Source organism: Geodermatophilaceae bacterium NBWT11 (assembly GCA_014218215.1).
Lineage (GTDB): Bacteria > Actinomycetota > Actinomycetes > Mycobacteriales > Geodermatophilaceae > Klenkia.
Window position 1 is genome coordinate 1,485,119 of the sequence record CP043652.1, and the last position, 11,571, is coordinate 1,496,689.

11 protein-coding genes are annotated in these 11,571 nt (G+C 75.5%); 4 read left to right on the forward strand and 7 right to left on the reverse strand.

The features are described 5' to 3' along the window. Nucleotides 1–3: 3 nt before the first annotated feature. The 3 genes from F1C76_07115 to clpB all read right to left on the reverse strand — a co-directional run bounded on the left by F1C76_07115 (nucleotide 4) and on the right by clpB (nucleotide 3,964). On the reverse strand, nucleotides 4–765 hold the full coding sequence (locus F1C76_07115; GenBank protein ID QNG36390.1) for a hypothetical protein: 762 nt from the start codon (nucleotides 763–765) through the stop codon (nucleotides 4–6). 37 nt (nucleotides 766–802) lie between these two features. Beyond that, complete coding sequence (locus F1C76_07120; protein ID QNG36391.1) at nucleotides 803–1,240, reverse strand: hypothetical protein; 438 nt, start codon at nucleotides 1,238–1,240, stop codon at nucleotides 803–805. Nucleotides 1,241–1,360: 120 nt separating this feature from the next. Further along, the gene (gene clpB, locus F1C76_07125) at nucleotides 1,361–3,964 is read right to left on the reverse strand and encodes an ATP-dependent chaperone ClpB (GenBank protein ID QNG36392.1); all 2,604 of its coding nucleotides are present in this window, start codon (nucleotides 3,962–3,964) and stop codon (nucleotides 1,361–1,363) included. A 177-nt stretch (nucleotides 3,965–4,141) separates the two neighbouring features. Between clpB and F1C76_07130 the strand changes: the two genes are divergently transcribed. The 3 genes from F1C76_07130 (at nucleotide 4,142) to F1C76_07140 (ending at nucleotide 5,537) form a co-directional block, all read left to right on the forward strand. Further along, on the forward strand, nucleotides 4,142–4,603 hold the full coding sequence (locus F1C76_07130; protein QNG36393.1) for a MarR family transcriptional regulator: 462 nt from the start codon (nucleotides 4,142–4,144) through the stop codon (nucleotides 4,601–4,603). A 62-nt stretch (nucleotides 4,604–4,665) separates the two neighbouring features. Continuing rightward, nucleotides 4,666–5,109, forward strand: a complete 444-nt coding sequence (locus tag F1C76_07135) for an OsmC family protein (protein QNG36394.1) — start codon at nucleotides 4,666–4,668, stop codon at nucleotides 5,107–5,109. A gap of 107 nt (nucleotides 5,110–5,216) precedes the next feature. Then, nucleotides 5,217–5,537, forward strand: a complete 321-nt coding sequence (locus F1C76_07140) for a hypothetical protein (protein QNG36395.1) — start codon at nucleotides 5,217–5,219, stop codon at nucleotides 5,535–5,537. A 4-nt stretch (nucleotides 5,538–5,541) separates the two neighbouring features. Here the strand turns inward: F1C76_07140 and F1C76_07145 are convergent, their stop codons facing one another. Both F1C76_07145 and F1C76_07150 read right to left on the reverse strand, forming a co-directional pair. Beyond that, the gene (locus F1C76_07145; GenBank protein ID QNG36396.1) at nucleotides 5,542–6,222 is read right to left on the reverse strand and encodes a response regulator; all 681 of its coding nucleotides are present in this window, start codon (nucleotides 6,220–6,222) and stop codon (nucleotides 5,542–5,544) included. After that, the gene (locus F1C76_07150) at nucleotides 6,219–7,841 is read right to left on the reverse strand and encodes a sensor histidine kinase (GenBank protein QNG36397.1); all 1,623 of its coding nucleotides are present in this window, start codon (nucleotides 7,839–7,841) and stop codon (nucleotides 6,219–6,221) included. Before F1C76_07150 ends, F1C76_07145 begins: the two co-directional genes overlap by 4 nt. 44 nt (nucleotides 7,842–7,885) lie before the next feature. Here F1C76_07150 and F1C76_07155 point away from each other — a divergent pair, with 44 nt between their 5' ends. Further along, nucleotides 7,886–8,830: a tripartite tricarboxylate transporter substrate binding protein gene (locus F1C76_07155; protein QNG36398.1), complete on the forward strand. Its 945-nt coding sequence runs from the start codon at nucleotides 7,886–7,888 to the stop codon at nucleotides 8,828–8,830. On the opposite strand, the gene F1C76_07160 is transcribed toward F1C76_07155, so the two are convergent. Next, nucleotides 8,827–10,002 (reverse strand): glycerate kinase, encoded by a 1,176-nt coding sequence (locus F1C76_07160; GenBank protein ID QNG36399.1) that lies wholly within the window; start codon nucleotides 10,000–10,002, stop codon nucleotides 8,827–8,829. The genes F1C76_07155 and F1C76_07160 overlap by 4 nt on opposite strands. 32 nt (nucleotides 10,003–10,034) lie before the next feature. Beyond that, nucleotides 10,035–11,456 carry an SLC13 family permease gene (locus F1C76_07165; protein ID QNG39071.1) on the reverse strand — a complete coding sequence of 474 codons (1,422 nt, stop codon included), beginning with the start codon at nucleotides 11,454–11,456 and terminating at the stop codon, nucleotides 10,035–10,037. Nucleotides 11,457–11,571 lie beyond the last annotated feature (115 nt).

Consider the following 11,571-nt stretch of genomic DNA (forward strand, 5'->3'; position numbering starts at 1 on the left):
GGGTCAGCCGGGCAGGCCGGCCTTCCGACGCTGGCCCTGCACCCGGTACCAGTCGTTGGACGGCTTGAGGGCGAGCAGGGCGACCGCCGCGGCGAGCAGCAGGAACTGCAGCACGCCGAGCAGGGTGATCACCAGCAGCGGGGCGCCGAACACCGAGAAGACCCCCAGCAGGCCCAGCCCGCCGAACACCCAGAGCACGATGCGCGCCCAGTTCTGGCCCTTCCAGGCGAAGTACGCCATGGTCCCGTAGAGCGCGACGCCGAGAAGCGTGACGATCGCGCCCGCGGTCACCCCCGTGGTGCTGATCGAGTCGGTCAGCGACGAGCCGAACGTGGCCTCGTAGTCGGCCCGGCTGTAGCCGAGGTCCTCGAAGGCCTGGTCGACGTAGGCGTCCAGGTTGACGAACGTGATGATCGAGGTGATCAGCCCGATGACGGCCGCGGCCACGAAGGCGTAGATGCCGTACGTGACCGTGCTCGGCCGCGACATCGGCGGCGGGACCGGCCCACCGGGGCCCGGCTGGCCGTACCCCTGCTGGCCGTACGCCTGTTGCTGCCCGTACGGCGGCTGTCCGTACTGCGGCTGTCCCTGCTGCTGACCCCAGCCCGACGGCGGCTGCTGGCCGTAGCCGCCCTGGGGCTGCTGCCCCCAGCCACCCTGCGGCTGCTGGCCGTACCCGCCCTGCGGGGTGGGGCCTCCGCCCTGCCCGCCCTGTTCTCCCCAGCCGGGCTGCCCCTGCTGGCCGTACCCCTGCGGTCCGGACACTGACTGCTCCTCGCTGACGACTGCACTGGCGCGGGGATCATGTCCTGTCCGGTCCGCCGGTGGGCGTCGACGTGCCGACCGGCCACCCGATCGGGCGGGGTGCGTCCGGTCGCACCCACTCCCGGCTGTCCGGGTGCAGCAGCAGCCCGAGGACGACCACCCCGGCGAGCACTCCCCACGGGGAGAGGGACACCGTCGCCACCGCCAGCCCGGCGACCTCGACGACCACCAGCACCCACCAGGCCCACCGGTGCCGGCCGTGGAACGCCCTGAGCACCAGGCCCCACCCGACCAGCAGGCCGACCACACCGCCGAGCACCGGCCCGGCCACCCCGGCAGGCTCCGCGAGGGCGAACGCCGACAGCGCCAGGAGGGGCAGCCCGGCCAGAACCATCTGCAGCACCCCCAGCCGCACGACCCACCGCGTCGCCTGCAGCCCGCGCACCCGGGACCGCACCCCGTCCACCACGCCCATGCCGCCCACCCCGTCCGTCCCGGCGACCGGACCACCCGGCCGCGCAGGAGGGACGGTGTCAGCCGGGACCGACCCCGCGCGGGCTCCGTCCACAGCCTGTGGACGGAGCCCGCGCAGGGGTCAGGCGGCCGGCTCGGCCCGCCGCACGGTCAGCCCGGCGTCGGTGGCCCCGCCGGTCGCGTCCCAGGCCACGTCGACCTCCACGCCGTCGCCGTCCCGGACCTCGCCGGACAGCAGCGCCCGGGCCAGCTGGTCCCCGATCGCCGACTGCACCAGCCGGCGCAGCGGGCGGGCGCCGTAGACCGGGTCGAACCCGGTCATCGCCAGCCACTCCTTGGCCGCGTCGGAGACCCGCAGGGTCAACCGACGAGCAGCCAGCCGACGGGCCAGCACCCCGACCTGGATGTCGACGATGCCGGTCAGCTCCTCGGTGCCCAGCGCCCGGAAGACGACCACGTCGTCGAGCCGGTTGAGGAACTCGGGCTTGAAGTGCGCTCGGACCACCTCGTCGACGGCCCGCCGCTTGGCGTCCGCGGCGATGGACTGGTCGGCGATGACCTGGGAGCCGAGGTTGGACGTCAGCACCAGGATCGTGTTCCGGAAGTCCACGGTGCGGCCCTGGCCGTCGGTCAGCCGGCCGTCGTCGAGCACCTGCAGCAGCACGTCGAAGACGTCCGGGTGGGCCTTCTCCACCTCGTCGAGCAGCACGACCGTGTAGGGACGACGACGCACCGCCTCGGTGAGCTGCCCGCCGGCCTCGTAGCCGACGTACCCGGGAGGCGCCCCCACGAGCCGGGACACCGAGTGCTTCTCGGCGTACTCGCTCATGTCGATGCGGACCATGGCCCGCTCGTCGTCGAAGAGGAACTCCGCGAGCGCCTTGGCCAGCTCGGTCTTGCCCACGCCGGTGGGGCCCAGGAAGAGGAAGGACCCGGTGGGGCGGTCGGGGTCGGCCACCCCGGACCGCGCCCGTCGCACGGCGTCGGCGACGACCCGGACGGCGTCGGGCTGGCCGACCACCCGCCCGGCGAGCACGTCCTCCATCCGCAGCAGCTTGGCGGTCTCGCCCTCCAGGAGCCGGCCGGCCGGGATGCCGGTCCAGGCCTGCACGACCTCGGCGATGTCGTCGGGGCCGACCTCCTCCTTGAGCATCGAGGCCTCGCCGGTGGCACCGGAGGCCTCGGCCAACGCCTTCTCCAGGGCCGGGAGCTGGCCGTAGCGCAGCTCGGCGGCCCGCGCCAGGTCGCCGTCCCGCTCGGCCCGCTCGGCGTCGGAACGGACCGCCTCCAGCCGCTCCTTGGTCTCCCGGATGCGGTCGATGGCGCCCTTGTCCTGCTGCCAGCGGGCGGTGAGCTCGTCGAGCAGCTCGCGCCGGTCGGCCAGGTCCTCGCGCAGTGCGACCAGCCGGGCCTGCGAGGACTCGTCGTCCTCCTTGGCCAGCGCCATCTCCTCGATCTCCAGCCGGCGGACGACGCGCTCGACCTCGTCGACCTCGACCGGGCGGCTGTCGATCTCCATCCGCAACCGGCTGGCCGCCTCGTCGACGAGGTCGATGGCCTTGTCGGGGAGGAAGCGGGCGGTCACGTACCGGTCGGACAGGGTCGCGGCGGAGACGATCGCGGCGTCGGTGATCCGCACACCGTGGTGCACCTCGTAGCGCTCCTTGAGCCCCCGCAGGATGCCGATCGTGTCCTCGACGGTGGGTTCGCCGACGAAGACCTGCTGGAAGCGCCGCTCCAGCGCGGCGTCCTTCTCGATGTGCTCGCGGAACTCGTCCAGCGTCGTGGCGCCGACCATCCGCAGCTCGCCGCGGGCCAGCATCGGCTTGATCATGTTCCCGGCGTCCATCGCGGAGTCGCCGCTCGCGCCGGCCCCGACGATGGTGTGCAGCTCGTCGATGAAGGTGACGATCTCGCCGTCGGACTCGGTGATCTCGGTGAGCACGGCCTTGAGCCGCTCCTCGAACTCCCCGCGGAACTTGGCCCCGGCGACCATCGCGGACAGGTCCAGGCTCATCAGCCGCTTGCCCTTGAGGCTCTCCGGCACGTCGCCGGCGACCATCCGCTGGGCCAGGCCCTCGACGATGGCGGTCTTGCCCACGCCGGGCTCCCCGATGAGGACCGGGTTGTTCTTGGTCCGGCGGGAGAGCACCTGCACGACCCGGCGGATCTCGGCGTCCCGGCCGATGACCGGGTCCACCTTGCCCTCCCGGGCCCGCTCGGTGAGGTCGACGGCGTACTTCTCCAGCGCCTTGTAGGTGCCCTCGGGGTCGGCGGAGGTGACCTTGCGGGTGCCCCGCACGGTGCGGAAGGCAGCGAGGAGCGCGTCGTCGGTGGCCCCGGCACCGGCGAGCACGGCGCCGGCCTCGCCGCCGACGGTCGCCAGCCCGACCAGCAGGTGCTCGGTGGACACGAACTCGTCACCCAGGGCCGTGGCCTGCTCGCCGGCGGCGTTGACCACCCGCAGGAGGTCCCGGGACGGCGACGGCGCGGCGACCGTGGAGCCGGACACGCTGGGCAGCCGGCGCAGCGCGCTCTCGGCCTTGGCCCGCACCTCCCCCGGGATGGCGCCGGTGGCCTGCAGCAGCGGACCGGTGATGCCCTCGGGCTGGTCCAGCAGGGCGACCAGCAGGTGCAGCGGCTCCAGCGCCGCCTGCCCGCGGTCGACCGCCAGCCGCTGGGCCGCGGCGATGGCCTCCTGCGAACGGGTGGTGAGCTTGTCCATGGTCGGGGTGGGGTCCTCTCGGGTGGGGTGCGCGGGTGACTCGTCGGGACAACGGGCGGTGGGTTGAGTCTGTTCCGCTCAACTCTGCGCGTCCAGTCGGGCACGACCCGGTCGCGTGTCGGAACCGACAGTCCCGCGCACCGCCCAACCCGGTCGGGCACCACCTAGGCTGACCCGATGACGGACACCCCGTCGCCGAGCGTGGCTCTCGACGACCAGCTCTGCTTCGCCCTGTACGCCGCCTCGCGGGCGGTGACCGCGCGCTACCGCCCGATGCTGGACCGGATGGGCCTCACCTACCCCCAGTACCTGGTGATGATGCTGCTCTGGGAGACCGACGGGCAGACCGTGGGCCAGCTCGGCGCCCGGCTCTCCCTGGACTCCGGCACGCTGTCGCCCCTGCTCAAGCGGCTGACCGCCGCCGGGCTGGTCAGCCGGCACCGCCGGGTGGACGACGAGCGGTCGGTCTCGATCCTGCTCACCGACGCCGGTCGCGCCCTGCAGACCCAGGCGATGGACGTGTCGAGCGAGATGATCGGGGCACTGGGCCTGGAGATGGCCGAGTTCGACCACCTCAAGGACGAGCTGCGGGCCCTCACCGAACGCGTCGCGGAGGACGGGAACACTCTCCGCGGCTGATCGGTTGTGCACGACCGAACGGGGTCACCAGGCGGTGGCCCCTCGTCGACAGAGGAGTCAGCATGCCCACTCGCACCGCACGCACCGCCTGGAACGGCACCCTGGAAGAGGGCTCGGGCCAGGTCGAGCTCAGCAGCTCGAAGGTCGGCACCTACGAGGTCTCCTTCCCCAAGCGGGCGGCGGACGAGGCCGGCGGCACCACCTCCCCCGAGGAGCTCATCGCCGCGGCCCACTCGTCCTGCTACGCCATGCAGCTCTCGGCCCTGATCGCCCAGGCCGGCGGCACCCCGCAGTCCCTGGACGTCTCCGCTGACGTCTCCCTGGGCCCGGACTCCGCCAACGGCGGCTTCAAGCTCACCGGCATCAAGCTGACCGTCCGCGGCGAGGTCGACGGCCTCGACGCCGCCGGCTTCGACAAGGCCGCCCAGGACGCCAAGGCCGGCTGCCCGGTCAGCAAGGCCCTCACCGGCGTCGAGATCACCCTGGACGCCGCGCTCGAGTCCTGATCGACCACGCCACGGCCCGCCCCCGCACCGGGGGCGGGCCGTCGTGCTGTCCGGACCCTGGGTGCGTGCACAGCGGGTGCACGGGGGACGACGGCACCGTGGGGGGCATGACACCTCCCGCCGAGCACCTCCTGGAGACCCGTCGCCGCGGCACGCTGCGGCTGCGGCTGGCCACCGCCGGCGTCGCCACCGCCGCGCTGCTCGCCACCGGGGCGGCGACGGTCGCCCTCGCCGACACCGGGACGACGGCCACCGCTGAGTCGGGCAGCACCGAGTCGAGCAGCACCGCGTCCACCACCGCCGGGTCCACCACCACCGGGTCCACCACCGCCGGGTCGAGCAGCAGCACCGACGACGGCATCTCGTCGTCCGCCGGCGTGGGCCCGTCGTCCTCGAGCACCGCCGACGCCTCCTCCGGCGGCAGCTGAGCCCTCAGGTCCGCCAGGTGTAGCGCCGCTCGGGCCGCCCGGTCGTGCCGTACCGCAGGTGCACGACCGCCTGCCCGGTCGACAGGTGGTGCTCCAGGTAGCGCCGGGCGCTGACCCGGGAGGCCCCCAGCGCCTCGGCGCACTCCGAGGCCGACAGCCCCGGCTCCCCCGCCGCCCGCAGTACCTGCTCCACCCGCTGGGCGGTCTCCCGGGACAACCCCTTGGGCAGACCCCGGGCCAACTGCGCCTCGCGCGGCCCGGTGAAGGCCCGGTCGACGTCGGACTGCTCCGCCGCCCCGACGGAGGACAGGTGCTCGCGCACCTCCCGGTAGTGCAGCAGCCGCACCCGCAGGTCCTCGGCGGTGAACGGCTTGAGCAGGTAGGACACCGCCCCACCGCGGACGGCGGCCTGCACGGTGTCCACCTCGCGGGCCGCGGTGACCATGAGGACGTCGACGTCCGGGCTGGACTCCCGCAGCCGGCGCAGCACCTCGGTGCCCACCAGGTCGGGGAGGTGGACGTCGAGCAGCACCAGGTCCACCCCGCCCAGGTCCACCCGGTCCAGCGCGTCCTGACCAGTGGCGGCCACGCCGACCACGGTGAACCCGTCGACCCGGCCGACGAACCCGCGGTTCACGGCGGCCACCATCGGGTCGTCATCGACCACGAGCACCCGCACGCTCACGCCGCACCCACCGTCGAGGACGCCAGCTCCGCGGCGCCCACCGGCAGCCGGGCGGTGAACACCGCTCCCCCGCCGGCCGGGGAGTCCACCCGCACGTCCCCGCCGCGGCGGCCGGCGACCAGCTGCACCAGGGCCAGGCCCTGACCGCGCCCCTCCCCGGGCTTGGTCGACACCCCGCGGCGGAACACCGAGTGCAGCACGGCGTCGTCCACACCCGGGCCGTCGTCGGCCACCCGGACCACGACCTCGTCGCCGGCCACCCGCACGTCGACCTGCACCCGGGCGCCGGGCCGGTCGGCGACGGCGTCCAGCGCGTTGTCCACCAGGTTGCCCAGCACGGTGACCAGGTCGGCGGCCAGGCCGGGAGCGACCCGGGGCAGCGCGCTGCCGTCGGTCACGACCACGGTCGCGCCGCGTTCCCGGGCCAGGCTGGACTTCGCCGCCACCAGGGCGCCGACCGCCGGGTCGGCCAGCCGCCGGGTCACCGCGTCGTCCAGCACCGCACCGTCCCGCCCGAGCGCCTCGATGAAGTCGACCACCTCCTCGTGCAGGCCGAGCTGCACCAGGCCCGAGATGGTGTGCAGCCGGTTGGCGAACTCGTGGGTCTGGGCGCGCAGGGTGTCCCCGACGTCGCGGCTGGCGACCAGCTGCTGCTGCAGCGCGACCAGCTCGGTGTGGTCGCGCAGGGTCGTGACCGAGCCGAGCACCCGGCCGGCGCGGTGCAGGTCGGTGCGGGTGAGCACGAGCAGCCGACCGCTGCGGACGACCATCCGGTCGGGGTCGGGGGTGCCGGTGGCCCCGGTCAGCAGGCCGAGCAGCGGCTGCTCGGTGACGTGGTCGGCCAACGGGGCCCCCACGCAGTCCTCGGGCAGGTCCAGCAGCTCGACCGCGGCCTCGTTGACCAGCGTGACGCGCCCGTCGGCGTCCAGGCCGAGCACGCCCTCGCGGATGCCGTGCAGCATCGCCTCGCGGTGCTCGGTGAGCGCGGCGATCTCGGTCGGCTCCAGGCCGAGGGTCTGCCGCTTGACCCGCCGGGCCAGCAGCACCGAGCCGGCCACCCCGAGGACGCCGGCGACCAGCAGGTAGGTGAGCAGGTCGGGCAGCGCGGTGACCAGCAGCGCGGCGGTGCTGGGGTCGTCCTGGGCGACGACGACGGTGCCCAGCAGCGTGCCGTCGTCGGCCAGCACCGGGGCGCGGGCGGCCCGGACGTCCCGGTCGCCCAGCGTCGTCCCCCCGCTCCACCCGGCGCCCAGGGACACCGCGCCGTCGTCGGCGCCGGGGGTGAGCACGGTGCGCAGCAGCCGCGGGTCGTCGGGGGCGGCGAGCACGGTGCCCTCGGCGTCGGTGACGACGATCGAGTCGACCGCGTTGGTGGTGCGCAGGTCCTCCACCACCGGGGCGAGCTGGGCGCCGTCGGCCACCCGGGCCAGCTCGTAGCGCAGCACCGGCAGGCTCGCGGCGTACTCGGCGACCGCCCGCACCCGCCGGTCGGCGCCGGTCTCGCTGGTGAACCGGCTCTGCGCGACCGACACCGCGGCGACGCCGAGCACCACGACGGCGACCAACCCGAGCTGGAAGGCCAGCAGCCGGCCGGCCAGCGAGGTGGGACGTCGGTTCACGGGCCCATGATGGCCCGCCCCGTGGCGTGCCCCACCATGGGCGGATGCGCAGCCGGGCCGGACTCGTCGCGGTCGCACTGCTGCTCGCCGGCTGCGGCGGGGGGCCCGCACCGGTCGAGGACCTGCGGGTCATGGTGCCCAACACGGTGGGCGGTGGCTACGACGTCACCGGCCGGACGGCGGCCCGGGTGCTCGAGGAGACCGGCCTGGCGCCCGGGGTGGAGGTCTTCCAGCTGCCCGGTGCCGGCGGCGCGGTGGGGTTGGCCCGGCTGGCCGGGGAGGCCGGCAACGGGGACCTGCTGATGAGCATGGGGCTGGGCCTGCTGGCGGCGTCCCGGGCCAGCGACGTCACCACCACGGTCGCCGACGTCACCCCGGTGGCCCGGCTCATCGAGGAGCCCGCCGCCGTCCTGGTCACCGCCGACGCCCCGTACGACACGGTCGCCGAGCTGACCGACGCCTGGGCGGCCGACCCGGCCGCGTTCCCGGTCGGCGGCGGGTCGGCGCCGGCCGGGCCGGACAGCCTGCTCGCCCTCCAGCTGGCCGCCGCGGTCGGGATCCCGCAGGACGGGGTGGACTACGTGGCCTTCGACGGCGGCGGCGACCTGGTGCCCGCGCTGCTGTCCGGTCAGGTCGAGGTCGCGTTGTCCAGCACGGCGGAGTTCGCCGACCTGCTGGCCTCGGGCGAGGTGCGGGCACTGGCGACGACGGGGGCGCAGCGGGTGCCCACCGTCGACGCACCCACCCTCACCGAGCTCGGCGTCGACGTCGTCTTCACCAACTGGCGCGGGCTGGTCGCCCCGCCGGGGCTGAGCGCCGAGCAGGTGGACCGGCTGACCGGGCTGGTCGTGGCGATGCACGACTCCCCGCAGTGGCGGGCCGCGCTGGCGACGAACTCCTGGACCGACGCCCTGCTCACCGGCCCCGCGGCCGCGGAGTTCTTCACCGAGCAGCAGCAGGTGGTCGACGACGCGCTGGACCGCGGCTAGGCGGCCTCGCGGACCGCCATCCCGACCAGCACGGTGCGCACCAGCGACTCCGCGGCGTCGGCGACCAGCGCGGCCGCCTCGTCCATGGCCCGCTGCAGCGACATCGGCCCGGGCACGATGCTGCTCACCGCGGCCAGCCCCATCGCGTAGACGGCCTCCCAGCCCTCCCCCAGCGTGCCGGCCAGCGCCACGACCGGGGTCTGCGCGGCGCGGCAGCGGCGGGCCACCTCCGCCGGGACCTTGCCGTGCGGGGTCTGGGCGTCCAGCTGCCCCTCGGCGGTGATCACCAGGTCGGCGACCGCGATCAGCTCGTCCAGGCCCTGCCCGGTCAGCGCCCGGTCGAGGAAGACGTCGAACCGGCAGGCCAGGGTGGCACCGACGGCCATCAGCCCGGCACCCAGACCACCGGAGGCACCGCCGCCGGGGACGACGGCGAGCTCCCGACCGCACGCCCGGGAGAGCGCCGCCGCCCACCGGTCGAGTCCGGCGGCGAGCAGCTCGACCTGCGCCGGGGTGGCGCCCTTCTGCGGTCCGAACACCCGGGCCACCCCGTGCGGGCCGGTCAGCACGTTGCTGGTGTTGCCGGCCACGACCAGCTCGACCTCGGACAGTCGCGGGTCGAGTCCGGACAGGTCGACCTCGGCGACGTCGGCCAGCGCGGCCGCACCCCGGCCCAGCTCGCGACCGTGCGCGTCGAGCACCCGGGCGCCCAGGGCCTGCAGCGCGCCGGCCCCGCCGTCGCTGGTGCCGGAGTCCCCGCAGCCGACCACGACCCGCCGGCACCCGGTGTCCAGTGCCGCCCGCAGCAGCTCGCCCACCCCGGCGGTGGTCGTGCGGGTGGGGTCCCGCCGGTCGGCCGGGACCAGGGACAGCCCGGCGGCCGAGGCCATGTCGATGACCGCCGTGCCGGTGGCGGCCCCGCCCAGGACGGCGACGTGCGCCCGCACGGGGTCACCGACCGGGCCGGTCACCTCGACCGGCACGACCGAGCCGCCGGTGGTCGCGGCCAGCGCCGCGGCCGACCCCTCGCCGCCGTCGACCAGCGGCATGCGGTCGATCACGGCGTCCGGCAGCACCCGGCGGACGCCGACGGCGATGGCGGCGGCCACCTCGCCGGTGTCCAGGCTCTCCTTGAAGCCGCTGGGGGCGATCAGCACGCGGGTGAGGGTCATGAGGGGTCCTTCTCTCGGTCGAGGGGTGGGGGTCAGGAGCTGTGGGGCAGGCCGAGGAGCGGCCAGACGACGAGGGCGAAGACGAGGACCAGGACGGCGGTGAGCGGGCCGAGCACCGCGGACAGCCGGCGCAGCTCGCGCGGTCCGTACGTGGGGGCGCCCTCGATGCGGGCGAAGACCGCGACCGGCTTGGCCGAGGCGGGCAGCGTGTGGCAGAAGCCGGCGGCGGCGGTCGAGGCCAGCGCGGCGGCGACCGGGTCGACGCCGGCCACCGGGGCCAGCGCCACGACCAGCGGGACCAATACGGCCGAACGGGCGGTGCGGGAGGCGATGACGAGGTGCGCGGCCGTGCTCACCACGACGACGACGGCGAGGAAGGCGACCGGGGAGCCGGTGACCGGCCCGCCGAGGGCCAGCCCGGCCAGCGCGGCCGCCGCGCCGGAGTCGACCAGCGCCGAGCCGAGCGCCAGGGTGGCGGCGAGGAACAGCAGCAGGGACCAGGGCACCCGCGCGAGCGCCTCGGACAGCGTCGTCCCGGTGACCCCGGGCGCGGTCACCACGAGGGCGGCACCGAGCGCGACCAGCGCGGGGCTGACCCCGTGCAGGGCCTCGGTGCACCAGAGGGTGACGACGACGCCCAGCAGCACCAGCACCCGCCGCTCCTCGGGCCGGAGCCCGCGCGGGGTGCCGACCTCGGCGGCCAGCCGCTCGGCCGACACGTGCAGCGGGGTGCGCCGCTCGGCGCGGTCCACGGTCTGCCGCAGCACCAGCTCGGCCGCGGTGTGCGAGCTGACCAGCGCCAGCGGCAGGCCGAGCAGCGCCCAGCGCAGGAACGACACGCCCTCCCCGGTGGCCTCGGTGAGCACCGCGCTGGTGACCAGGTGTGCACCGGCGCCGAGCAGCGACCCGACCGCCGACAGCAGCACGACGGTCGGCACGAGCAGGGCCAGTCCGCGGACCAGCTGCGGCCGGTCGGCCAGCACCCGGGCCAGCGCCAGGAACACCGGCAGCGCCAGGGCGGCGCGGCCCGACGTCGAGGGCACCATGAAGGTGGTGGCCACCAGGGCGAGGGTGGTGAGCTGGAACAGCGTGCGCGGCGTGCGGGCCCGGGCCAGCAGCCAGCCGGCGGCCCGGTCGGCCAGCCCGGAGCCGGCGACGGCCACCCCGACCACGAAGGCCGCGACCAGCAGCCAGACCACGTCGGAACCCAGCGTGCCGAAGAGCTCCTCGACCGGGAGCACCCCGGTCACCGCGAGCACCAGGGCCGCGGCCAGCGCGACGGCGGTGTCGTCGAGGTCGGTGGCCACCCAGGCCCAGGTGGCGACGGCGAAGACCGCCAGCGTCAGTCCCCCGGCCGGGTCCAGCCCCCCGACCAGGACGGCGCAGAGCACGGCGAGCAGCACCCCGGCCAGCAGGGCCAGTCCGGCCAGCCGGCCACGGCTCGCGCCGGCCACCGCGTCCCGCACCCGCTCACGCGCGGCCACCCGGAGCCGGTCGCGCCGGCCGGGCGCGGTGGGCAGCGGCCGGGTGACGTCGTCGCGCTGGAGCGTCGGGGAGGTGGGCACGGGA

Excerpts from the sequence above, each read along its gene's own strand:
- F1C76_07120 (QNG36391.1), bottom strand. The coding sequence starts at position 1,240 with ATGGGCGTGGTGGACGGGGTGCGGTCCCGGGTGCGCGGGCTGCAGGCG.
- clpB (QNG36392.1), bottom strand. The coding sequence starts at position 3,964 with ATGGACAAGCTCACCACCCGTTCGCAGGAGGCCATCGCCGCGGCCCAG.
- F1C76_07130 (QNG36393.1), top strand. The coding sequence starts at position 4,142 with ATGACGGACACCCCGTCGCCGAGCGTGGCTCTCGACGACCAGCTCTGC.
- F1C76_07135 (QNG36394.1), top strand. The coding sequence starts at position 4,666 with ATGCCCACTCGCACCGCACGCACCGCCTGGAACGGCACCCTGGAAGAG.
- F1C76_07140 (QNG36395.1), top strand. The coding sequence starts at position 5,217 with ATGACACCTCCCGCCGAGCACCTCCTGGAGACCCGTCGCCGCGGCACG.
- F1C76_07155 (QNG36398.1), top strand. The coding sequence starts at position 7,886 with ATGCGCAGCCGGGCCGGACTCGTCGCGGTCGCACTGCTGCTCGCCGGC.
- F1C76_07160 (QNG36399.1), bottom strand. The coding sequence starts at position 10,002 with ATGACCCTCACCCGCGTGCTGATCGCCCCCAGCGGCTTCAAGGAGAGC.